The sequence below is a fragment of the Streptomyces sp. SID3343 genome, from assembly GCF_009865215.1.
Lineage (GTDB): Bacteria > Actinomycetota > Actinomycetes > Streptomycetales > Streptomycetaceae > Embleya.
Map to the genome: position 1 here is coordinate 12,844 of NZ_WWJX01001363.1, position 23,886 is coordinate 36,729.

Annotated in this window: 16 protein-coding genes; 8 read left to right on the forward strand and 8 right to left on the reverse strand. The window is 68.9% G+C overall.

Going from position 1 to position 23,886, the window contains the following annotated elements; genetic code table 11:
• The first annotated feature begins 550 nt into the window (after positions 1–550).
• Positions 551–3,385 (forward strand): helix-turn-helix transcriptional regulator, encoded by a 2,835-nt coding sequence (locus GT354_RS43010; protein WP_272923997.1) that lies wholly within the window; start codon positions 551–553, stop codon positions 3,383–3,385.
• Between the two features lie 72 nt (positions 3,386–3,457).
• On the opposite strand, the gene GT354_RS43015 is transcribed toward GT354_RS43010, so the two are convergent.
• The 3 genes from GT354_RS43015 to GT354_RS43025 all read right to left on the reverse strand — a co-directional run bounded on the left by GT354_RS43015 (position 3,458) and on the right by GT354_RS43025 (position 7,143).
• Positions 3,458–3,940, reverse strand: coding sequence for a DoxX family protein (locus tag GT354_RS43015; protein WP_161362354.1), 483 nt, complete (start codon positions 3,938–3,940; stop codon positions 3,458–3,460).
• 236 nt (positions 3,941–4,176) lie between these two features.
• A complete protein-coding gene (locus GT354_RS43020) occupies positions 4,177–5,370 on the reverse strand; it encodes an NAD(P)/FAD-dependent oxidoreductase (RefSeq protein WP_161362356.1) in 1,194 nt (397 codons plus the stop codon).
• Positions 5,371–5,703: 333 nt separating this feature from the next.
• Positions 5,704–7,143, reverse strand: a complete 1,440-nt coding sequence (locus GT354_RS43025; RefSeq protein WP_161362358.1) for an aldehyde dehydrogenase family protein — start codon at positions 7,141–7,143, stop codon at positions 5,704–5,706.
• A 627-nt stretch (positions 7,144–7,770) separates the two neighbouring features.
• On the opposite strand from GT354_RS43025, the gene GT354_RS56865 reads away from it, so the two are divergent.
• From GT354_RS56865 to GT354_RS43040, 3 genes are all read left to right on the forward strand, one after another.
• Positions 7,771–8,901: an acyl-CoA dehydrogenase family protein gene (locus GT354_RS56865; RefSeq protein ID WP_161362360.1), complete on the forward strand. Its 1,131-nt coding sequence runs from the start codon at positions 7,771–7,773 to the stop codon at positions 8,899–8,901.
• Between the two features lie 137 nt (positions 8,902–9,038).
• Positions 9,039–10,547, forward strand: a complete 1,509-nt coding sequence (locus tag GT354_RS43035) for a DUF4246 domain-containing protein (RefSeq protein ID WP_161362375.1) — start codon at positions 9,039–9,041, stop codon at positions 10,545–10,547.
• 205 nt (positions 10,548–10,752) lie between these two features.
• Positions 10,753–11,319, forward strand: coding sequence for a hypothetical protein (locus GT354_RS43040; RefSeq protein WP_161362377.1), 567 nt, complete (start codon positions 10,753–10,755; stop codon positions 11,317–11,319).
• A gap of 238 nt (positions 11,320–11,557) precedes the next feature.
• Here the strand turns inward: GT354_RS43040 and GT354_RS43045 are convergent, their stop codons facing one another.
• Positions 11,558–13,237 carry a hypothetical protein gene (locus GT354_RS43045; RefSeq protein ID WP_161362379.1) on the reverse strand — a complete coding sequence of 560 codons (1,680 nt, stop codon included), beginning with the start codon at positions 13,235–13,237 and terminating at the stop codon, positions 11,558–11,560.
• A gap of 951 nt (positions 13,238–14,188) precedes the next feature.
• On the opposite strand from GT354_RS43045, the gene GT354_RS43050 reads away from it, so the two are divergent.
• Positions 14,189–16,006 carry a bifunctional metallophosphatase/5'-nucleotidase gene (locus tag GT354_RS43050; protein ID WP_346012439.1) on the forward strand — a complete coding sequence of 606 codons (1,818 nt, stop codon included), beginning with the start codon at positions 14,189–14,191 and terminating at the stop codon, positions 16,004–16,006.
• 41 nt (positions 16,007–16,047) lie between these two features.
• On the opposite strand, the gene GT354_RS43055 is transcribed toward GT354_RS43050, so the two are convergent.
• The 3 genes from GT354_RS43055 to GT354_RS43065 all read right to left on the reverse strand — a co-directional run bounded on the left by GT354_RS43055 (position 16,048) and on the right by GT354_RS43065 (position 19,509).
• Positions 16,048–16,671: a hypothetical protein gene (locus tag GT354_RS43055; protein ID WP_161362380.1), complete on the reverse strand. Its 624-nt coding sequence runs from the start codon at positions 16,669–16,671 to the stop codon at positions 16,048–16,050.
• A 329-nt stretch (positions 16,672–17,000) separates the two neighbouring features.
• Positions 17,001–18,221, reverse strand: a complete 1,221-nt coding sequence (locus tag GT354_RS43060; RefSeq protein WP_161362382.1) for a CapA family protein — start codon at positions 18,219–18,221, stop codon at positions 17,001–17,003.
• A 4-nt stretch (positions 18,222–18,225) separates the two neighbouring features.
• Complete coding sequence (locus GT354_RS43065; RefSeq protein WP_161362384.1) at positions 18,226–19,509, reverse strand: MFS transporter; 1,284 nt, start codon at positions 19,507–19,509, stop codon at positions 18,226–18,228.
• Between the two features lie 191 nt (positions 19,510–19,700).
• Here GT354_RS43065 and GT354_RS43070 point away from each other — a divergent pair, with 191 nt between their 5' ends.
• A complete protein-coding gene (locus GT354_RS43070) occupies positions 19,701–20,453 on the forward strand; it encodes a metalloregulator ArsR/SmtB family transcription factor (protein WP_161362386.1) in 753 nt (250 codons plus the stop codon).
• 51 nt (positions 20,454–20,504) lie between these two features.
• On the opposite strand, the gene GT354_RS43075 is transcribed toward GT354_RS43070, so the two are convergent.
• Positions 20,505–21,764: a helix-turn-helix domain-containing protein gene (locus GT354_RS43075; protein ID WP_161362387.1), complete on the reverse strand. Its 1,260-nt coding sequence runs from the start codon at positions 21,762–21,764 to the stop codon at positions 20,505–20,507.
• Positions 21,765–22,096: 332 nt separating this feature from the next.
• On the opposite strand from GT354_RS43075, the gene GT354_RS43080 reads away from it, so the two are divergent.
• A complete protein-coding gene (locus tag GT354_RS43080; RefSeq protein WP_161362389.1) occupies positions 22,097–22,732 on the forward strand; it encodes a GNAT family N-acetyltransferase in 636 nt (211 codons plus the stop codon).
• 122 nt (positions 22,733–22,854) lie between these two features.
• Positions 22,855–23,736: a ThiF family adenylyltransferase gene (locus tag GT354_RS43085; RefSeq protein WP_161362391.1), complete on the forward strand. Its 882-nt coding sequence runs from the start codon at positions 22,855–22,857 to the stop codon at positions 23,734–23,736.
• Positions 23,737–23,886 lie beyond the last annotated feature (150 nt).

Below are 23,886 nucleotides of genomic sequence, written 5' to 3' on the forward strand. Positions count from 1 at the left end.
AACGGGGCACCGACACGTCTTCCGGCCGTGTTGACCATCAGGCCGTCCGGCCCGACGGGGCGTGCTCTCTCGGGATCCGGGTACACGACCGCAGGTGGCGGCTCACCCTGTCCGGATGTGCCGGTTTCACACCGATATTCGAGGTGAAGGTCGCGGCGCCGTCGGCTTCTCGGGCAGCACATCCCGAAGCACTTGCCATATACACGCCATTTGGTGGCAACGGGCACGCATCGAAGTCATCCGATCACTCATCCGACGTCGGAAGTCGGAAAGGGTCGCTCGGTTCGTGCCGAAATATCGTGATAATCCGGAGACGACGGCCGTGCCGGACGCTGCATGAAACGGCGCAAAATCGTTCGTTTGAAAAAACCGGACCTGGTCTCCGGTAAGAGCTTGTGTAGCGTGGATCCGAGCGAGCGCGGAGCACGGCTGATCGCCATGCGCCCGGCTCCGGAGGTGTCGGCATCGAGGTGTCGGCCCCATGAACCGCACGTCGAGGACGTGGCGCACGGATGTGTCACGCCTTCCTGCGATCGCGGTCGTCCGTCGGATGCGAGCTGAATTCTGCCAGAAAACGGGGGTCGTTGCTTTGCTTGTCCAACGAGAGGAACACTTGCGCCTGTTTGCCGCGAAACTCGACAGCCTGGTGGCCGGAAGGGGGGGCACTCTGGTCGTCAGCGGCCCGGTCGCCAGCGGCAAGACCCGCTTGTTGCGCGCGTTCTTGATGGATGCGGCCGACAAGTCGTCGTCCGATCGAGGTCTGTCGACCACTCTCCTGCTCAGCACCACCGGATACCCCGCCACGCGCGAGGTTCCGCTGTGGCTGATGTCCCAGCTGCTCGGCGGGGTCGAGCTGCCGCCCGAGCTGCGTCGGGAGATGGACGCGGCCCTGTCCGAGCCGCCCGCGCAGGGTGATCTGCCCCTCGCCTCGGTCCGGTTGGCCCAACGCGTCGCGGAAGCCGTACTCGTACTGGCGGCCGACCGACCGGTGGTGCTCGCGGTGGACGACCTACAGGACGGGGACGCGTTGTCACTGGAGTGCCTGGTTCACCTGGCCCGACGACTCGTGGCGACCCCGGTGCTGTTGGTGGCCGCGGTACGGTCCGGCGTGAGCGATCCGCGCTACGGATTCCACGGCGCGCTGCTGCACGAGGGCATCGGTAGCGGCATTCGACTCCACCGACTCAACGAGCGCGACGTCGCCACCCTGGTCGCCGAACGGCTCGGCCGCGCCGTGGCCGACCGGGTGGGGGCGGCCTGCTTCGCGGCGACCGGTGGGAACCGTCTGCTGATCGACGCGGTACTGGAGGACCACACCGCGCAGTTCGACGCCTTTCCCTCGGAGAGGGGGGACACCCTGTTCGTCGGTGAGGCGTTCTGCCGGGCCGTGCTCGGCTGTCTCGATCGAAGCGACGCCGCCACCCGGCGAACCGCCGAGGTCGTGGCGATGCTCGGCCACCCGTCTTCGCCGCGGAAACTGGCCGAGCTGGTCGGCCTCGACGAGCACGAACTCGCGGCCGCGGAGGCGACGTTGGAAGCCATCGGTGTTCTGTACCGGGGCGAGTTTCGGCACTCGGTCGCCCGTGACGCGGTCCTCGCCCGGCTCACCGGCGCCGACCGTACCCAGATCCACCTGCGCGCCGCGGCCTTCCTCCAGCGGCACGACGGGACGATCGACGACATCGTCGATCACCTCTTGGCCGCGGGCGAGATCCACGAACCGTACGCCGTCAGCCTGCTCCAGTGCGTGGCGGAACGGGCCCTGGCGGTCGACGACATCGACCGCGCCGTACGGTGTCTGCAACTGGCCGCCGAGTGCTGCGCCGACGAGCGGCAACGGGCCGCGATCATCGGTCGGCTCGCGTCCGTGGTGTGGCGCACGAGCCCGATCGCCGTGGCCGAACATCACCTGTGCGCGCTGATCAACGCGATCCGCGAGGGCACCCTCCCGGATGCCCAAATACCCGTCGTACTGGGTTACATGCTGTGGCACGGTCGCGTGGCCGAGGCGGGTGATCTGGTCAGCACGCTGTACGAGGACGACGGCGACCCCGCCAAGGAGCAGACGCGTTCGTTGGAATGGTCGCTGCGACATACGTACCCGGCGCTCGCCGAGCGAATACCGGCGGGACTGTGGGGAACCACCGATCAGGAGGGGCTTACGCCGGACCTCGTGGGTTCCGGGCGCCTGCTCGCCGCGCGGTTGGTCAGCGAGGTGTTCGCGGGCGAGCCGCCCGACCGGGTGGTCATCGGCGCCCAACAGATCCTGCAGAGTTGTCCGCTGGACGAGGACACCCTCGATACGCTGGCCACCGCGCTGATCGCACTCACCTACGTGGACCGGTTGGATCTTGCCAGGCCGTGGTGCGACGAACTCATCCAACGGGCCCATGAGCGTCGGGCACCGACCTGGGCCGCGGTATTGGGCGCGGTACGCGCCGACATCGCCATGCGCGAGGGGTACATGGCCGAGACCGTGCAGTACGCGCATGCCGCGCTCGGCATCCTGCCGGCACCCAGTTGGGGCGTGAACATCGGCCTGATCCGCGGTTTGCTGGTGGTGGCACACACCCGGATGGACGAGTACGACAAGGCGGCCGAACAGCTCCGACAGCCGCTACCGGACGGTCTCTTCGAGTCCCGCTTCGGATTGCACTACCTCTTCGGACGCGGCCAGTATTACCAGGCGGTCGATCGTCCCTACGCGGCCTTGAGCGACTTCAAGGCATGCGGCGACCTGCTGTCGAGATGGGGCATGGACCAGCCCAACATCGTCGCGTGGCGCTCCGCGGCGGCGCAGTCCCACCTGGCTCTCGGTCAGCACGACCACGCGCGGGAACTGGCCGAGGAACAGTTGCGGCTCTCGCCCAGGCGAAACTCGCGACCGGCGGGTCTCGCGCTGCTGGCACTCGCCGCGACCGTGCCCCCTGCGGAACGAGTACCCCTACTGGACGCCGCGGTCGAGGCGTTCACCCAATCCGGCGCGCGCTTTCACCTGACCCGGGCCCTGTTCGACCTCGGCCGAACCCACCACGCGCTCGGCGACGACGGCAAGGCCCAGTTGGTCATCCGCCACGGCCGGCGCATCGAGAAGGAGTGCAGGGGGCGACAACCCCAGCCGGAGCCGGGGTCACAGGACGGCACCGAGATCGCGGAAGCCCCCCGGACGCCCTGGGTTCCCCTCACCGACGAACTCAGTGCCGCGGAACGTCGAGTGGCATCCCTGGCGGGTCTGGGGCAATCCAACCGTCAGATCGCGGACAAGCTGTACGTCACCATCAGCACCGTCGAACAACACCTCACCCGGACCTACCGCAAGCTCGGAATCACCCGACGATCCGACATCACCACGGCCCTACGCCTGCGGACCGTGGAGACGGTATGAACCGATCCGGCCGGCGAGTGCGGACCACCGCACTCGCCGGCCGGATTCATCCCGACACCGACATACCGAAGCTCACACGGATACGGACTCCCGGGACGCACTCGCGTGCGGACGTCCGGTCAGTCGCGCCCATGTTCGCGAGCGTGCGGCGATCAGTTCGTCCGCCGCGAATCGACCGCCGGTCGCACCGATGGTCAAGCTCACCGCCGCGAGCACCAAGACGAACTCGTAGCCACCCTGATGGGTGTAGAAGCCCTGCTCACGGTGCACGTAGACGAGCGCGCCCAACGTGATCACCGCCTGCAACAGACCGGTGAGCGGCAACGCGAGCCCCAGGATCATCGCCGCCCCACCGCCGAATTCGACGATCAGCGTGAACCAGCACGACAGCGTGGGCAGCGGAATGTCGCTCGCCCGAAAGCCGTCGATGGTGCCGGAGATGTCCTTGGCCTTGAGTCTGCCGTGGGCGATGAAAACGATGCCCAGTACCACCCGGGTGACCAGGAAGAGTATGTCCAGTACCTGTTGCCGGCGCCGATCGGGTATCTCTTTCATGGGACTGCTCCTCGTCGTTCGGTCGATGTGACAAAAGATGCGATCGCCACAGCCGCGGGTACGGCCTTACCACCCCTACGTCCGTGGGCGCCCGGATCACGGCAGGCGAAAGGCACCGCACCGGGCCCCTCGGAACGTCACCACGAGCGCGGCCTCCCCTGACGCGGCCCTCGAACGCCACCGCGTCGACCCGAGCCGACGTCGCTCACTCACCGAGTCCTCGCCTCGGTACCGGTTCAACCGGTGGCTTCGTGAACGTAGTTGCTGCAACTGTCGATGTTGGACATCAGGGCCTGCGAGACGAAACCGTCCCCACGCACCGCGCGGGGCAGCCGGTGCAACAGCATCAACGGCCGGTTGCTTCGCCGGGCCACGCTCGCCAACCGGCGTACGTGCCGGGCTCGGCCGCGTCGCACCTGCTCGTATTCGCGCAACAGGGACACCGGGTCGCCGGGCCGCGACAGGACCTGTCCCAACATCCAACCGTCCTCCAGCGCCTGGTTGACCCCCCAGCCCACGCGCGGCGTCACGGCGTGGGCCGCATCGCCCGCCAGGGTCACCGGCCCCCGCCCCCACCATCGCCGCACCCGGTGCGTCACGTGCGGATAGACGTTGATCTCGTCCTCGGGCAGGCTCGCCATCAGTTCGGCCACCGGCTGCGCCCAGTCGCCGAACCACTGCCGCAGCCGGGCCAACCGATCGGGCGGCTGGGCCAGGTCGAGCCACGCGGTCGGCTTGCCTTGACGATCCAAGTCCTCGTTGGGCCAAGGCACTTCGACGGCCCAGTGCACCAACCCCTTGCCCACCGGGTGCATCGTGCACAGCCGCAGCTTGTCGTAGTAGGTGGGCACGACGTGTTCGGAGCGCAACCCGGGCGGTAGCTTCGCCAAGCCGTACCAGGACGCCAAACCGGTGTGCCGAGCCACGTCCCCGAACAACCGGTGCCGCACGATGGAGCGATAGCCGTCGGCACCGACCAGCACGTCCCCGTCCTCGAACGTGCCGTCGTCGAAGGTGACGCGCACGCCCGTGGAGCGATCCCGTCGTACGGCGCGAATGTCGCTGCACTGTTTCCCGAAGCGAATGGTGCCGGCCGGCAACGACTGGGCGAGATGCTCGACGATATGACCGCGCAGTACGCCGATGGTCGGGGCGCCGAACTTTTCGGCGGCGCCCGCCAGGTCCATTTTCATCAGCGGCGTTCCGTCGAACGCCAGGACGTCCGCCTCGTCGATTCGACTGCCCAATTCGGGCAGCGTGACCCCGAGATCGCGCAGGATGGCGGTGCCGTTGGGCCAGACCAACACGCCGTTGCCGGACGCGCGCAACTGCTCCGCCCGCTCGAAGACCGTTACTTCGTGTCCGTCCGCGTGCAAGGCCACTGCGGCGGCGATGCCGCTGACCCCCGCGCCGACGATGAGGACTCTCATGCAAACTCCCTCGCTGCCAGGACCGGCCGCATGGAGCGACCGGGACACACCCCGCGACCCCTTACCGGGAGTGTTCGTATCTCGCTCGGCGATTCAGCAGTTCTGTGCTCGCGAAACTACTGATCCCAACGCGTCCTGGCAGCCCCTGACCACACCCCCTAGGACGCGTTGCGCGTCCCCAGTACCCGAGCCGATCGACGGGTTCGGCCGGGTCGAAGCGTCCGGGCGTCTGCGCCGGTCGGTGAACGAACAGGACGTGGGTTCCTCGCGCGGAGCGGGCGCGTGGACCGACAGCCGACGCGCCCGCTCCGTCCGGTCCCGTCCGGAATCGGGTCAGGCGCGAGGGGCGAGGTGGACCAGGTGCTTCGTTTCCTGGAACTCCTCCAGGCCGCGCACTCCGTTGAGACGGCCGATGCCGGACTGCTTGAAGCCGCCCTCCTCGAACTGGTCGTGGACCACCGCCCACGTGTTGGTCCACACCGTGCCCGCCTTGAGCTCTCGGCCGACGCGCAGCGGCCGGTCCACGTCGCGCGTCCAGATCGACGCGGACAGACCGTACTCGGTGGCGTTGGCGCGCGCGACGGCCTCCGCCTCGGTGTCGAACACCTCGAAGGTGGCGACGGGGCCGAACACCTCCTGTTGAACGATGGCCGCGGTGACGTCGGTGACCTCGACCAGGGAGGGCCGGATGAAGGCGCCCTTGCGCTCGCCGCGCACCACGACGTCGGCGTAGTCGGCGGCCTCGGCCACGATGCGCTCGACGCGCTCGGCGTTGCGCTCGTCGATCATCGCGCCCATCTCGCTGGCCGGGTCGTCGCCCGGGCCCACCTCGACCGCTTCCAACGCTGCGGCGAGCCGCCGGCGCAGCTCGTCGGCTATGCCTCGTTGAACCAGGATGCGGCTGCCCGCCATGCAGAACTGTCCGGCGAAGGTGGTGACGGCCTTGGTGAGCACGGGCACCGCGGCGGCCAGGTCCGCATCGTCGAAGACGAGCATCGGGGTCTTGCCGCCGAGTTCCAGGGACAGCGTTTTGAGGGTGGGCGCGGCCTGCTCCATGATCGTGCGGCCCACCGTGGTCGATCCGGTGTAGCTGAGCACGTCGACCTCGGCGGAGGAAACCAGGAGCGGGGCGCCTGCGTTGCCGGACTCGGTGAACATGTTCAGCGCGCCTGCCGGCAGGGCGGTCGTGGCTGCGACGACCTCTGCGAGCAGTCCGTTGATCAGGCCGGTCCGGCCGGGCAGTTTCACGGCGACCGTGCACCCGGCGGCCAGGGCCGGGGCGAAGGAGCGGACGGCGAGCACGACCGGGGCGTTCCACGGCACGATGACACCGGCGACGCCGGCCGGCTCCCGCAAGGTCATGGAGTACAGGCCCGGCCGGACCTCGGCGGCGGTGCCGTGGTCGGCGAGGGCGAGTGCCGCGTAGTAGCGCAGTTTGGGAATGCTCATGTCGATCTCGAAGGCGGCCTCGTCGAGGATCTTGCCGTTCTCGCGGGCCAGCAGTCGGACGAACTCCTCTCGACGTAGCGCGAGTTGGTCGGCCATCTCGGACAGGGCCCGGGCTCGTAGGTGGCGGTCCCGGGCCCAGTCGGTGGTGTCGAAGGCCCGGCGGGCGGCGGAGATCGCGGCCCTGGCCTCCTCGGCGCCGCCATCGGCGTAGGTACCGAGCAACTCGCCGGTGGCGGGGTTGCGGGACTCTCCGTGTGTGCGGGAGTCGCTCCACCGACCGGCTGTGTAGTGGCGGGCGTGCGGGAGACCGGCTGGGTTCGTCATCGTGGGGACCCTTCCTTGGCTCTGGCGCGGACGGTCGACGGGCGGCCGGTGAACGGCTGGTCGAACGGGTGCGCAGCGGCGGTCGCTTCCGGTGCGCGACGTGCCCTGCGGCGGCGGTCGGTACGAGCGGTTCGCCGCCCGGCATCGCCTGGTCGGCTGCCTCCCCGACGACGCGTTCATCGGCAGTGCTCGGTATTCGTGGGCGCCGCCCGCCCGACCCGTCGTGGCCCCGGGGTTCGCCGCCCACGTCGGCACGTTACCGACCCCGCGTGCGATTTCGGAACCGTTGAGGGAAACGAGCGATGCCGGCGCGTGAGGGAAGGCCGGGCAACCGCGAGCCGTCTTCGGGGGCTCGGCGGGTCGCCTCGGCGGCGAGGTGCTCCTCCCGGGTCCTGACGCCCGCCGTGTTCTCCCGGGTGATCCGGTCCCGTCGCGCGCACGCCGGCGTGTACGGCGTCCTCGGCCTTCGCCGCATTCGGTACGCGGCCCCGAACCCATGGCCGGCGGTCACCGGCGATGCCCGCTTCGGCGGCGTGCGGTCGGCTGTCGGAACGACGCGTTCGGTGCCGCCGTTTCGGGTGGCGGGAACAGGCCCCCGGGTTCGTACGGGACTTCTAGGCTGGGCCGGTGACTACACCGTTTGCGGTTCCCAGGGCAGAACAGCGGTTCGTCGACGCGGCGCGGGATCTGGCCCGGCAGTTCGCGGCGACTGCGGACGAGCACGATCATCAGGCCACCCTCCCCGTCGCCAACCTGAAGGCGTTGCACGAGGCCGGCCTGGACATGGCGGCGATGCCCCGGGAGCGGGGCGGCTCCGGGCTGTCGTACCAGGCGCTCGGCGAGATCCTTCGCATCGTCGGCAAGGCGTGCCCGTCGACGGCGTGCGTCTGGACGATGCATCTGGGCGCGGCGCAGGTGCTGGTCGGCCACGGACCGCCGGTGTATGCCCAGGAGTTGGCGGCGGGCAAACGGTTCGCGAACGCGCTGTCGGAGCCGACCGGCGGAAACCTGTTCCTGATGCCGCTCCAGCGCGCCGAACCGGTGGACGGCGGATTCGCGTTGGACGGCGCGAAGCGGTTCGTGTCCGGATGCGAGATCGCGGACCACTTCCTGGTCAACGCGCTGCTCGACGACGGACCGGCGTTCTTCGGGGTGAGCCGGGACGACAGCATCGAGACGGTGTCGATCTGGGACTCGATGGGCCTGCGCGGCACCCGCAGCCAGTTGGTGAATTTCCGCAACACCGTGCTGCGTCACGAGAACCGGTGCCGGATCGCCGATCCGACGGCGCCGAACATCATCGCGCTCGGCCTGCCGTGGCTGTCGATCGGCGTCGCCGAAGCCGCGCTCGACGCGCTGGTAGGGCACGCCCGCAAGCGCGTCGTGCCGAGCACCGGCAGACCGGTGGGCGACATGCAATGGGTCCACTTCGACGCCGCGGACGCCCATGTGAAGCTCCTGGCGGCACGCGTCCTCGCGGAACGATCCATGTGGCTCGCCGACCGGAACGCGCCCGGCGCCCTCGACGCCGCCGTGGAGGCGAAGCTCTACGCCAATCAAGTGGCCAAGGAGATCGCGGAGTTCGGGCTTCGGGTCGGTGGCGGCTCGGGCTTCCTGCGATCCTCCCCGATCCAACGGCACTTCCGCGACGCCCAGGCCGGCGCGCTGATGGCCTTCTCGGTCGAGGTGTGCCGGGACCTGATCGGCAAGCGCCTGACCGGCAGTGAACAGTCCCGAAACGGCGACGCCACTTCGTGAGGCCCGCCGCGACCCCGGTCGGGGACGATCGGTCGACGCCCTGGCTTCCGGACCGGTGACGACCGGGAGCACGGCTGCGGTGTCGGTCTGCTGCCGTATTCTCGCCACCGCGTACCGACTTGGGAGGACCAAGAAAATTGACCGGCCTGTCCGCTTTCCCGCTGCCCTTTCATGCTTCCCGTTCCATATCGTTCGCGACCCCCCGAACGCTGGGTGAGCTTCGGATGATGCAGTGCAGCTCCCACATTCGGGCGAAGCCGCGGTGGTTCGACAAGATGAACGATGCCGACATCGTCGCCGGATGGACGCGAGAAGCCGTCGCCCAGGGCCTCACCGAAGCGCAGGTTCGATACGTAATTGCCGAACTCTCGCATTACGCCGCGCTGCGGGACGCCCGAACCGGCATCGAGGTGTCCGCCGTCGACGGGGTGTGGCAGTCGGACACGCTGATCGACGACCGGCTCGGATCCCGGCTGCGCGCGGCGGTTCGGGTCCTGGAGCAGGTCCCCGAGGCCGAACAGGACTGGCATCCCGGATCCGACGGCCAGGTATTGGATCTGCTGCACCCCTCGTTGTTCTGCCTGGTGCGAGAGGTGAGCGGTGCGCCCGAGCGGGCTTGGCAAAACCCGACGACCCGTTACTCGCGGTACGAATTCTCGGAGAGATTCCAGTGGTTGCCCACGGACGTCGACGTCGGTGACGACGGCGATGTCGCGTTCCGTTCGTACGTCAACAATCTCCACCCCGAGACTCATCGCGAACTGGCGTGCGTCCTGCCGGACGTGTTCGCGCGCTTGCGTCCGCTGCTGGAAAACGTGCTCACCGACCTGCGCCACCCCCGACCCCCGCGGATCCGGGCCGATCCTTTCGGCTGGTACGACTCGGAGCCGGAATATCCGAACAAAACCTCATACCCTGACGACGAGGTCTACGCAGAAGCCGTCCGTGCGTGGGAAGGGGCCCAGGACGACTGGTGGGAGAACCGCCGTCCGACCGTCCCGGACGCCCCGGCCTTCACCCCTCCCGCGTTGCCCGACGAATCCGCCCGAGTCGACCTGCGCGGCCGCCGTCTCCAGGTCATCGTCAAGCTTGCCACCATTCGGCTCACCCCGGACAAGCCCGAGTACCCCGGCGGTTCCTGGCATGTCGAGGGGATGCTGAACGAGCGGATCGTGTCGACCGCCATCCACTACTGGGACAGCGAGAACATCACCGAAAGCCGGCTGGCTTTCCGGGCGGCACTCGACGACCCGTCCTACGAACAAAACGACGACAACGGTTTGCGCGAGGTCTACGGTCTGGAGGACGAGGACGCACTGAACCAGATGCTGGGATCGACATCGACCCCGGCGGGCCGCTGCCTGGCGTTCCCGAACATCCTGCAACACCGCGTCGGCTCATTCCGCCTTGCGGACCCCACCCGCCCGGGGCATCGAAAAATCCTCGCGTTCTTCCTGGTCGACCCGTCGGAACAGATCGTCTCGACATCCGATGTACCGCCGCAACAGCCGTGGTTCGACACCTCGACCATGACGCTCGAACAGGCCAGGGAGTACCGCGAACAGCTCATGCGGGAACGCAAGTTCTTCGTCGACGAACACAACGAGCAGCTCTACGAACGAGAATTCTCCCTCTGCGAGCACTGAACCGTTTCGGTCCTGAACACGTGCGGATCAGGGGGCGTGGACGGCCTGGACGATGGTGGCGGTGCGGCGGGTGGAGCATCCGGTTCGTTGGAACAGCTCGCCGACCCCGGGCTGCAGCACGTGTCGTCGGTCCTCTCGATCGGTTGTTTGTTCTGCGGCGTCTTGGCGGGGGCGAACCGAGGGAAGCGGCTGTGATGCTGTCCTCATGACGACGGACAAGACCGGTGGGGTTCAGGGGCGGGCGGTTCGCCCGGGAAAGTACGCACGCGTCGAGCGGGAGAGGCGGTTCCTGCTGGCCGAACCGCCGGCACTGTCCTCGGTGACGGTCTCCCGCGTGATCACCGACCGGTATCTGGTGGGAACACGTCTGCGGCTGCGTCGCGCCGAACTCCCGGACGGCGAGCGCGAACTCAAGCTCACCCAGAAGGTGCCGATCCCTCGTCCCGGCGGTGTCCAAGGGCTGATCACGAATACGTACCTGTCACCGGCCGAGTACGACCTGCTCGCCTCGCTGCCGGCCTCGACACTGTCCAAGACGCGTTTCAGCGTGCCTCCCCTCGGCGTCGACGTCTTCGACGGGCCCCTGCGAGGGCTGGTTCTCGGCGAGGCCGAGTTCGCCACCGACGAGGAGGCGCAGTCGTTCGTTCCCCCTCCGGAGTGCGTGGCAGAGGTGACCGACGACATCCGCTTCACCGGCGGGCGCCTGGTCGAAACCTCGCGCCAAGACGTGCTCGGGTGGCTTACCGAGTACGGGCTCCGATCGACGAGGTGATCGAACCGGTGGATCGAGTGTCGCCATGGGAACGGGGCGACGCATGGCGGAACCCGGGCGACGGAAATCCGGACTGCCGTCGGTCGAGGCAACGCCCGCCGCTTCCGGCACGACATCGCGGCATTCCCCAAGCCCGAGCGCAGTTGGCAGGACGACTCGGGCAAGGGTGGCGGCACGCTGGTCCCGCTCGGCTTGAGCGGGAGCGAACCCCTGAACGCGGTGACGGGCGTGATTGGCGCTATCGATCACAGAATCGGCGTTCCGCGGTGAACGGGTCTCGTGGGATGCGCAGTTTCGTTCGTTTCCAGGCGCCCGTCAGGTTGTCGAGGAAGCGACCGGCGGTGAGCGGCGCGCGCGTGGAGTCCATGAGGCCCTTCAGGTCACCGCACGACAGCGCGTGGCGGGCGGCGGCGAGGTTCTCACGGGTCACCGCGATGGCGCCGGGCGGTGGGTCGACGATCCGTGGGTCGAGGTCCAGGGCGAGAAGCCACACATCGTCGATCAACTTGCGATGGCCGGGCAGTTTCGCCTCCCACCCGGGGGTGTACTCCAGATGCGCGCCCAACGTATTCGCCAAACCCCACATCTCGACGATGCGTTGGTCCAAGGGCACGATCTCGCCGGTGACACCGAGATACCAGCCGGGGACGGAGACCCTGGTGTCCTGGTAGGCCGGGTTGAGGGGCATCAGCAGGTCGGGGCCGAAGTCGGAGGGGCGCAGGCGCAGGAGGACGGGTGCGCCGGCCGCGTCGGCGGCGCTCAGACTGTCCTCGAGCCCGGGAAAGGCCGAGGTCCAGTCGCGCGTGTCGTCGGGATTGTGGGCGCCGGTGAGTCCGATGTCGTCGTCGCGGACCCGGGTGGTCGAGGACGAAGTGGAGTGGTAGGCGGCCGGGTTCCAGGGCCCGATCACTGCGACGGTCCAGATCCCGATCGTCGCGGCGACGGGGATCAGCAGGCGGGTGGCGGGCAGCAGCAGGACGGGAAGAAGGGCCAGGTACATCGCCGGAAGTAGCATGCGGGCGTGCATGTAGTCGCCGCCGACCTTGACGACATATATGGTCATCGCGGTCGCGGCGATCACCGGGGTTGCGGGCAGGATCAGGAGTCGACCGATGGGTCGGCGCCGGGCGAGCGCGACGGCGGCGAGCACCAGAAAAGCAGCGGGTACGTACAGCGCGTAGGGAACCCCGAAGTCGCGCAGGTAGCGCAACCCCGGTCCGAGTTCGGTCTGTCCGGCTTCCTTGGTGAGTGCGGGCATCGGAGTGAGCAAGCCGTAGTAGCCGGCCCGAAACACCTCGTAGGCGAGCGGGAGCGCCGCCAAGGCCGTGAGTTGCGCGGCCGTCTGCCGCCAAGTGGGACGGTGCAGGATCACCGTGGCGCAGAAGAAGACGGCGGTGACGATGAACAGGTCGGGACGGACCAGGACGCCGAGGCCGTAGACGAACGCGTGGGCCGTTCGCTCGTGTTGCCGCAAAGCACCCTGTGAGCGTACGAGCAGCCACCAACAGACACTCAGCCAGAACGTGCCCAACCCCGAGTCCAGACCACCGGAAGCGAAGTCCCAGAACGGTGGCACGGCGCACAGCACGAGCATGCCGGCCGGAGCGGTCCATCGTCCGGTTCGTCGCGACGTGTACAGGCGGCGGGTGGCGTCGCAGGCGATGAACACCCCGACGGCGGTCAGCAGTACGCCGGTGACGACCGCGATGTACCCCAGGTCACCGGGGAACACCCCGCCCAGCAGCACCAGGAGCCATTGCCACAGTGTGCTCGTGTTGGCCTCGACTCGTTCGTCGATGTTGAGCACCGGGCCGTTCCCGGCCAGGATCTGCCGCACGGTCCGCAGAAAGATCGTGCCGTCGTCGGTGAGTGCCCGGTGCCGCCAGGCCATGACCGCCACGGCGAAGGCCGGTAACACGGTCAAAGTGACGTTCCAACGAAAGGCTGGGCAGGCTGACGGCGATTTCAAGTCATCGACGGATGATTTCGAGTCTCCGCGTGCAGTGTCATCGGTTTCTGTGGCGGTTGTGGTGCCAGACACGAATGCTTCCCATGCTTCGAAATACAATAGGCGTCGACCCGGCCTCGGCTGACTCCGGTCACTCTACGGCCTCATGGGACCACGCAGCGCTGGGGGCCGAGGACAGACGTGGCCATTCCCGCCGGCTCACGAGCGGGCGAGCGCCTCGTCGGCCTTTCTCGGCTGCTTTTCGCGTTCTGCGAGAACGCCGTTCAACCGACCCCGATTAGTCTCTCGGTCAAACTTCTTGCCGGTTCTCGATAGGATTTCGGGCGTTGGCGGGATTCAGTTTTCCCTTGCAGGAAATATCGGTTTTTGACACCTCCGTCTCTCGCTTGACGCCGCGCCTGGAACCGCGCACCGGGACTCCTCGGGCACATCTGCGCCCCTGCCGCCGCAACGTCGACGAGAAGGCCGACGGTCATGGCGGCCGGCGTTCACGTTCGTACACACGCTGCGGCGGCAGCGCCTCCTCGCGTGGTTACGAGAGGTCGAAGGGGGCGGGTGAGTGGCCTTCGCGGACAGCGCGTGGGGAGGCCGCCGCGCGTGGGTGACGACGAAACCCACCGCGCTGCGGGTCGCGTCGGCCTCGGGGTCGGCCGAGCTACGGTGTGCATAAGTCGGAAAATCCTAATATGTCGACGTGTCGGTGCGGGCTGCCACGGCATCGCCAGGCAACATGATCACCACCAGTGCTCTCACCGACCCACGAAGCCGCGTCTTGAATCGGGGCCCTTCGCTCGGATCCGCCTGCCGGGGAATCGCCGGACGAGCGGACCTCGTCGGTGCGCCGGCCTCGCATGGTGAGGGTCGACGTCCGCACGCCCACATCGCCAAGGAGGTTCATCCGTGCGGCGTCCCTTCCTTCGGACCGTCACTCCGGCCGCGTTCGCCGCGTTCGCGGCGTTCGCCGCGTTGCTCGTGGCGATGGCTCCGCTGCCCGCGCACGCCGCCGTGACGGCGGATCCCGTATCGGTCCAGCTCCTGGGCATCACCGATTTCCACGGCTACCTCAACCCTCCCCGTCCCGGCGACGACGGCGTGATCCCCGGTCCGGGCGGTGACCTGGTGACGGTGGGCGGGGCGGCCTACCTGGCGACGCACGTGCAACGACTGCGGGCGGGCCGGCCGAACTCGCTGCTGTACGCGAGCGGGGACGCCTTCTCCGGTTGGCCGTTCGAGGTCGCGGCGCACGCGAACGAGCCCACCGTCGAGGTGCTGAACGCCCTGGGTGTGCGTTTCTCGGCATTGGGCAACCACGAACTCGACGTCTCGCCCTCCTTCCTGATCGATCACATGGAAAACGGAGCGTGCTTCGGGACGATCGGCCGGGACAGCTGTTTCACGGACTCCACGGGCGCGCGTTTTCACGGGGCCGACTTCGACTACCAATCGGGCAACATCGTGTACGCGGACTCGGGCAAACCTGTCGTCTCCCCGTACCACGTCGAATGGGTGGCCGACGACGCCGGCCGACTCTTCCCGGTCGGGTTCATCGGCATGACCGTCCCCAGCACGCCGGTGGGTTCCACGTCGTACCAGCCGACCCTGCGCGCGCTGGACATCGTGGAGTCGACGAACAAGTACGCCGCCGAACTCGTCGCCCGCGGTGTCCGGGCCATCGTCCTCAACATGCACGAAGGCGCCCAACCGCAGAGCGGGGCGGGAGCCCCCTACGACAACTGCGACAATGTGGCCGGCCCCGCCGTCGATATCGCCAGGCAGGTCTCGTCGGATGTGGACGTCGTGGTCACCGGGCATTGGCACGCTCACTTCAACTGCATGATCGACGATCCCGCCGGTGTGCCCCGGCCGGTCGTCGAAGCGGGGAACCACGGATCGTTGATCAACGAGATCGACCTGTCGCTGGATCCCGGAACCGGTGAGGTCGTGCGCGAGCGCACCCGCTCGGTCAACCATCCCGTCACTCGCGACGTCGTCGCCGATCCGGCGATGCAGCGGATCGTGGACTACTGGAACGCACAGGGCAGTTCCCGATACCTGTCGGAACTGGCCCAGCAGACGGGGGACTTCCTGCGCACACCGAACGAAGCCGGTGAGAGCACCGCCGCGGACCTCTTCGCCGATGTCCAGTACTGGGAGGCCGACCGCACCCCCGCGGGCAAGCCCGACCTCGCCCTCGTGGCCGATCCACCGGGCCCCGCCGAGAGCGCGATCGGCGGCGATCTGCTGTACGCGAAGGGCCCTCACCCGCAGGACGCCGACGGCCGGATCCTGTTCGGCGAGGCGTGGGACGCCTACGGCTACGGCAATCCGGTACTTGTCGTGACCGTGACCGGCGCTCGCCTGAAGGCGATCCTGGAGCAGCAGTGGCGCACCGCAGACGACGGAACCGAGTTCAGAGTGCCGCTCGCCGTCTCCCGCAACGCGTCCTACTCCTACGACCCCACCCGCGCATTGGGCAATCGCATCGCAAACGTAGTCGTCGACGGCGCATCGCTCGTCCCCACCCGCTCCTACCGGGTGGCCGCCCTCGCGTACACGGCCCTGGGCAACGACGGCTTCTCCTTCGGCGACTTCACGAACGCCGTACGCGGCAACACGGATCGCACGGCCTTCACCGCGTACCTACGCGCCCACCCGGTCCTGTCCCCGGCTCCGCTGCAACGCGTCCACATCGAGAGCGCGGCACGAACGGGCGCGTAGGAGTTGCTGTCGTGTCATCGGCGCCACGTGTCGGCTGGACGTCACCGACGCTCGACCGGCGGGCAATAGCCCGTCTTCTGGCCGATGGAGTTGATGTCCGCGTTGGGCCTGGTGTCCCCCGCGTAGTCGATCTGGTCCGTGCACTTCGTCCCCGGCTTGACGGGCGTACCCGACGACGCGCCGGCCTTCTCCGGCGCCGGGCAAAAGCCCGTCTTCTGGCCGATCGAGTTGATGTCCGCGTTGGGCCGCGGATCCCCCGCGTAGTCGATCTGATCCGTGCACTTGGCCCCCGGCTTCACGGGCGTACCCGACGACGCGCCGGCCTTCTCCGGCGCCGGGCAAAAGCCCGTCTTCTGGCCGATCGAGTTGATGTCCGCGTTGGGCCGCGGATCCCCCGCATAGTCGACCTGGTCCGTGCACTTGGCCCCCGGCTTCACGGGTGTACCCGAGGACGTGCCGCGGGGGGAGCCGGAAGGGGTGCCGGTGTGGCTGGAGCCGGGGGCGGTGTTTGCTTCGGGCGTCCGGGGTTGCGGGGTGCCGGTGGCGACGGACGAACTGGTGGTGGAAGACGAGGCATTGTCGCTGCCGCCGTTGTCGCAAGCCGTAAGCGCCAGGCCGGCAGCCACAGTGGCCAGGGTGAACACCGAAATCTTCCGAACGCGCATGGTGCTGTCCTCCGAGTCTGGTCGGGTACCGCTCCGGGCGAGCGGGCTCTCGCATCTTTTGACACAAGTGCCGCCGTTTCGGTTGCCGGGCGTGAGAGGCCAAGACACGTTTGTGACACGAGAGGGGGAGGACCGTGAAGTACTCGGAGGGTGACTGTGCGTGCCGAGCATCGCCGCGCGGTTCGGAGGAAACCCCGCGCCCTACCGGTCGGCGGCGCCCCTGCCTCGTACGCGTGCTGTGGCGGCGACGGGCTGCGATGTTCGGGCCGAGGGCGGCCGCCGGAAAACGGGGGCCGCCCTCGCAACGTCGACCCCACGTACGCGTTCGCCTAGTTCGTGGGGAGGACCGCGGTGATCGGGTGGCCGCCGAGCTTGCCCATGGCGTCGGGTTCGAAACGCACGGGCAGGCCCTCTTCGGCGCAGCAACGGCCGAGGTAGTCGAGCACCCTGGCGCCGTCCGGGTCGGCGGCGGAGTGCGGGACGGGTTTGCCGTCCGGGGCGAGGGTGCACGGGATGAGGCCCACCCGAGTGTCACCGGTGGGGTGCAGCCGCAGTACCGCGATCATCGACATCCGGGCGTCGGGGTGAAACGGCAGGAGGGGGTAGCCGGGCTGGGGCCACAGGCGGTATTCGCCGGCGCGTCGGCGGGCCGCCAGTGAGTCCTCCGGGCTGGATTCGCCCAGGTAACCCTCGGCCGCCAGGCGGGTGTCGAGGTCGGGAAGGTCGAAGGCGAAGTGACCGAGGCCGTACAGGATCGGCTTGCCCCGGTAGAACTCGATGCCGCGCAGCAGGTGATGGTGGTGGCCCAGGACCAGGTCGGCGCCGGCGTCGATGGCGAAGCGCGCGGTGCGTCGTTCGTGGTCGGTGAGGACGTAGGGACGAGTGAAGTCTCCCGCGTGGACGCTGACCACGACCACGTCGGCCTGTCGACGAGCGTGGTCGATGTCCTCGGTCAGGCGGGCGTGGTCCTGCTCGTGCGGCATGGTGACGACCTGGGGCAGCAGGCCGGGGCTCCACTCGCCGTGCTCGTACGGGCGGTAGAGGTTGTGTGAGCGCAGGGGGGCGAGGCCCGGTACGTCTTGTCGGGCCTCGTATCCCGAGGGAAACGTCGAGGAGTACGCCAGGACGGCCGTGCGCACGCCGTGGTGGCGCAGGATGGCGGGGGTGCGGGCCCGGTCGAGGTCGGCGCCCGCGCCCGCGAGGGCGATGCCGTGTCCGCGCAGTATTCGCTCGTTTTCCAGCAGGCCGCTGTGGCCGCCGTCGCCGATGTGGTTGTTGGCCACCGACAGCACCGAGAATCCGGCCGCGGCCAGTGGGGCCGCGTGGGCGGCGGGGGCGGTGATCGCGACGCCCGCGCTGGGGGCGCGGTCGTACCGATCGGCGTAGATGCCCTCCGAGTTGCCGAAGACGTGATCGGCCTCGGCGAAGATCGGGGCCACTCGTTCGAAGGCGGCGTGGGGGTCGGGTCGGTCGAGGAAGACGTCGCCTACGGCGGCGAGGGTCACGGTGGCGCCGTCGTGGCCGTGGTCGGGGCGAATGCCGTCGTTCATGTGCTCAACCTCCGTGTTTGAGGGGTGGAATGGATGTGTCGGGGGGTGGTACGTGGGTGCGTTCGTCCGGGTCCGACGACGCGGGATGCGCGGTGCGGCGGCGCGCGTACAGGGCCAGTACCGCGGCCAGCGCGATTCCGATGACGCCCACCGCCAGCGAGAACTCGCGTACGGCGGTGAGCAGTCCCACGTGAGTGGCCAGCACGCCGACTCCGATGATCGGTACGCCGACGCCCAGGTAGACGACCACGTAGAAGCCGGAGATCACCTCGGCGAGGCGGGCGGGCGGGGCGTTGAGGTTGACTTCCTTCATGGCGCCCAGGAAGGCCATGCCCTGTCCGACGCCCGCGACGACGGCGGCGACCAGCAGGAGGGTCACCGACGCGCGGTAGCCGGCCGCGTTGAGCACCGCCAAGCCCGCGACGACGACGACCAGGCCGGTGATCTGCACGCGCAGGGCGGGCCACGAACGCCCGCACAGTTGCACCAGGGCCGAGCCGGCGAGCATCGCGGTCACCACGGCGCCCGATACCGCGGTGTTGGGCGTGTGCAGGACGCCGGCGACGAACGAGGGGATCAGGGCGAGGAACAGGGCGGTGACGGCCCACACCAGGAATGCGGTGGCCCCCGCGATGGCGAACGGCACCCGCATGTGCGCGGGGACGCCGGGACGTTGGGGTTTCCACGTCTGGGTGGGCCGAGGCTCGTGCAGGGCCGACAGCGCGACGGCCCCGATGCCGAGCAGGACCAGGTAGACGAGGTAGCTCAAGTGCCGGGGAGCGGGGGCGTATTGGACGAGAACGCCGGCCAGTACGGGCCCCACGGCGCTGCCGCCCACCATCGCCGCCGAGGCCGCGATGGCGGCGCGGGTGCGGTTGTCCGACGGTTCGGTCTCGCGTAGGGCCGCCGACGCGGCCCCGGAGCCGGCCCCGATGGAGACGCCCTGCAACATGCGCCCGAGAAACAACCAGCCCGTGCCCTGGGCGTAGGCCAGCAGCACGGCGCCGGCGGCGGCCAAGGCCAGGGCCCAGTACAGGACTCGGCGACGTCCGAGGGCGTCCGAGAGGGGGCCGAAGAGCAGGAGGGACGGAATCAGGGTGCCCGCGTACACCGCGTAGATCAGGGTCACGGTCAGCGGGCTGAAGCCGAACGCCTGCCGGTAGGTGGGGTAGAGCGGGGTCGGGACGTTCGGGCCGACCAACAGGACCGCGAGCACGTATGCGGTCGCCGCGAAGGCGACGGGGGAACGTCGGGTCGTTGCTGCGGTGTTGCGCGGTGGGGGGCTCATGCCTCTTCCTCGTCGAAGGCGGACTCACGCGCGAGGCGATGTGGGTGCTTCGGGTGCTGCGAGGTGATCGGGAGCCGATCCGGATGCTGCGGCGAGTGACGTGACCGTCACAAGTATGCATCACGTTTCAGGGGATTGTGATGGATGATTGACTTTAGGTATTCTTTACCGACCAACGAGGAGGTGCGGCCATGGCGGCTGACGAGGCATCAGGCCGGGCTGTGCAGCGAATGTCGGACGGCGTAACCGCGTTCGCCCGGGAGATCGCCGACCCGACCCGCTTCGCGATCTTGGATCTGCTCGTGGTCGAGGGACCGCAGGCCATGTCGGAGATCGCCGAGGCGCTCCAGATGACCGGATCGCGGGTGGGAAACCACCTGGCGCGGCTGCGTTCCGCCAAGTTGGTCACGGTCGAGCGCTGTGGCCGGCACGCGATCTACCAGTTGGCCGGTCCGCACATCGGCGAGGCGCTCGCCAGCCTGCGCATGGTGGTCACCGAGGCTCCGGCGGCGGCCCCGCACCGGGTACCGCCCGCCCTGTCGCCGTTGGCACAGGCCCGCTCGTGCTACGGACATCTCGCCGGTCGGTTGGGCGTCGCCCTGTTGCGTCACCTGGTCGAGGAGGAGGCCCTCCTGGCCCCGGAGGGCGTTCGCGCGGACGTCCTCTTCGGTCCCCGGGCGGCGACTGTGTTCTCGTCCGTGGGTGTCGACCTGGACGCGTTGCGGCCCGGACGCCGTCGTCTGGCGTTCGCCTGTATGGACTGGACGGAGCGTCAGCCGCACCTCGGAGGCGTTCTGGGAGTCGCCTTGTTGGACGCGCTCGTGGCACGCGAACTACTGGCCGGCGAGCGCGGTACCCGGGCCATGCGGGTGACGGTCGTCGGGCACAGGGAATTCTCGAACCTGTTGGGTGTCCGGATACGCACCGGCGAGGCCGGCGCCTGACGAGCGCGGCCGTTCGTCGCGGTAGCGGCCTCGGATGCGCCCGGTCGACCGTCAGTCCGGTCCGCCCCGCCGGTCCCCCGGTTCCCTTTCATCCGGGAAGGCGCGGCCCCCGACTCCGTCGCCAGGGACGAGTTTCGGCTGTTGTCCGTCGCGGCGCGACGACGGCGACCAAGCCCTCGACGCGAGTTTTCCGGCGCTGTCGGCGACCGGCGCAAGGGCGCGCGGACAGCGCACCGGGCGTACGCCGGAGCGCTCCGCTCGCAACATGTGCACGAACTCCGTTGACGATCGGCTTTCGCGCGGGTCGGCCGACGCGTCCTTGGTCCAGGCGAAGGATGTGCCGTGGACGCGATGTCCGGCGACGAGGGCGCGCATCGCCACGTCCGGGCGAGGCCAGGGCGCGGTATCGGATCCGGCGGGGTCCGGGCGGGTGCCCAGGCCCAGAAGTATCGCCGCGACGTGGAGCCAGCGGCCGGACACGCGGGTCCGGTGCACGGTCACCTGTGGATTACCCGCCGACCAGGCCTTGACCTCGGGGAGTTCGGCCGCGCCACGATCGTCGGTCACCACGTGCAGACACGTGTACGGGCGGGCCCGGGAGACCTGTTCGAGGAAGCCGACGAGGCCCTCGCCGTCGGGGCGACCGCAAGCGGCAGCGACGCCGGCCGTCAAGGCCGTCGACAACGATCGGGCTCCCTCGTCGTCGCCGGTGGGGCGGGGTGGCCGATACCCGACCGGCAAGACGCGTACCCGGTCGGTTCCGAGGGCCGAACCACCGTTGTCGCAGCCGACCACGACCGCGTTGTACGGCGCGGTCAGGTACAGCCCGTCGACCTCGCCGATCCACGGGCCCAGCGGCGGGTCCGTGGGAAACCTGAACGTCTCCGGATACCGGGGGCGAACGTTCCACCTGCGCCAGACGCCGGCGATGCTGGAGTGGGCCAGCCCCAACTCCCGCCCCAACAGCCGGCACGACCAGCGCGAGGCCGCCAAACGCGCCGGGGGCACCCCCCGATCGGCCAACGTCGCGACCATCACCGCGACGTCGTCGACCGAGGCCGGCCGACCCGGACGGGGCAGATCCCCCAGTGCATCGAGGCCGGAACTCACATACCGAGTACGCCACTTGACCACCGTCGGACGCGATGTTCCCAGGTGTTCGGCGATTTTCGCGTTGGGCAGTCCCCGCGCGGCGAGCAACAGAATCCGAGCCCGCGTCACCAGCCCGGCCGGGGCGGTCGACATCCTCGCCAACGCCTCCAGACGATCTCGGTCGCCCTCGCGCAGACACAACGCCGGAGCCACGTTCATCGGTCCACCCTTCTCCGACACGCAAACGTCAAGGCATTTCGAACACGCGCCACCACAGCGTCGATCCGAGCGAGCGCGTCCGTCCGCCCGCGGTGATCTCACACGTTCGCGGACCGACCACCGATCGAAACTGCACACGTGTCGGATGACCATGGCCGGATCCGCGAAGCGGTTCCTACCCCCACCTTGACCCAGCCGACACAAACGCATTTCATGAAGCCATGAATCGTGAAACGCAGTCACCTCGTGTCACGACGCCTCGTATCACAGCGCGGGCCCGACATCATCCCCCCGGTGGGATCCGCCCGGCCCACCCCGCGGATCTGCGCGATGTGGCACGCCTGTTGACCCGGTTGTACGAAGCGGAGACGCCGCGCATGCTCCGCGGCGGCGACGACGCCCGAGTCGAGTTGTTGTTCCGGCTGATCCGGCACGACGAAACCGTCGTGCGCAACGGCCTGATCCTCGAGGAGGAAGACGGATCGGTCGTGGGCTACGGCGCCCTGTCCCCCGGCGCCGGCCAGCGTCGTCCCACGCCGCTTGGTCCCGTCCTTCGCGAGGCTCGCGCGCTCCTGGGCACCAACGCGGCACTGACCTTCGTCGGGGGCTACGCCAAACTCCAGTCCCTCGTCTGCGCGCCCCTGCCAGCCGATACCGCGCAACTGCACAGCCTGGTCGTCGATCCGGCACTGCGCGGGCGGGGCCTGGGGCAGCAACTGGTCGGCCGGTTGGAGGACGGCGCCCGCCGCACCGGCCACCGCGCCGTCCTGTTGTACTGCCTCGAAGGCAACCCGGCCGTGCGCCTCTACCAACGTCACGGATATCGACACACGTCCACCCCGCCGATCGCCGGCCCCCGTCGCTTCCTGCGCCATCCCGGGAGCGCACTGGTCAAGTCACTGACCGCCGACGCAACCGAGTCGTGTGCTTGGGCGGTCGCCGATCCGACCCCCGTACGGCTCGCCTGACCGGCGCGGACCCGCGACCGCACGACCGCTGCGGCGTTCCGCCGGCCCGTATCTCCCGAACCCCGTTCGCGCACCCTTCGGTTGCGCTCCTTGTGGTTGCCCACCCCTGCGAAAGGAACACCATGTCCACGCCGCAAATCATCACCCACCGAGGCACCTACGACGACGACTTCTACTGGGAGCGGGTCGACCGCAACCTCGGCTGGCTCGGCGACACCCTCGAAGAGCAACGCGCCCGGCAGGTGAAGCTTCGCGACTGTGTCGTGGGCATAGCCGGCACCGGTGGGATCGGCGGCTCCACCGCTTTGCGCCTGGTCCGGATGGGCGTGCGCCACCTCAAGCTCGCCGACTGCGACAGCTTCGACGTCAGCAACATCCAGCGCCAAGTCGGCGCCGACATCAAGCACTTGGGTCGCAACAAGGCCGAGGTGGTGGGCGAGATGGCGTTCGAACTCACCGAGGACGTCGACATCGACGTGTTCCCGCAGGGCCTCACCGACGAGACCGCCGACGCCTTCGTCGAAGGCTGCGACATCATCCTCGACCAGATCGACGTCTACGCCGTCGACGCCCACTACGCACTCCACGAGGCGTTCCGCCGCTCGCAGCGCGTCCGGTCCGTGCTGACCGTCCTGACCATCGGGCACGCGGCCTACGTGTTCAGGTACACCCACGACTCCATGCCCATCGAAGAGGTCTACGGCCTGCCCAAGGGGGTCGAACTCGACGAGCGGAACGTGCGGCAACTGATCGAGCGATTCATGCCCGAGCGGCCGCAGTTGGTCTCACCGCAGATGTTCGACCAGTGGTGGGTCGACGAGCGCACCGTCCCGATCTACGGCGGCACCCCGCCGCTGTGCGAGGGCGTCCTCGTCGAGCGGGTCGCCTTCGAGGCGATGGACATCCCCGATGTCACCCCGGTGCCCATCCAGCCCGGCTACGCGATCTTCGACGCCCGCACCTGGACCACGCGCATCCACTCCGGCACGTGGTGGACCGACTGACCACGCGGCTCCCCCCTTCGCACCGGACGGCGGCAGTCGGCTCGCGCGTGGTGCCCCGGCGACGGTGCCGGGGCACCACGCGCGGGGCGCTCACCCCTCGCGTCGCTTCCGTCCGGTGATCCCGGGCCCGTCGTCGGGACCGACACCGAT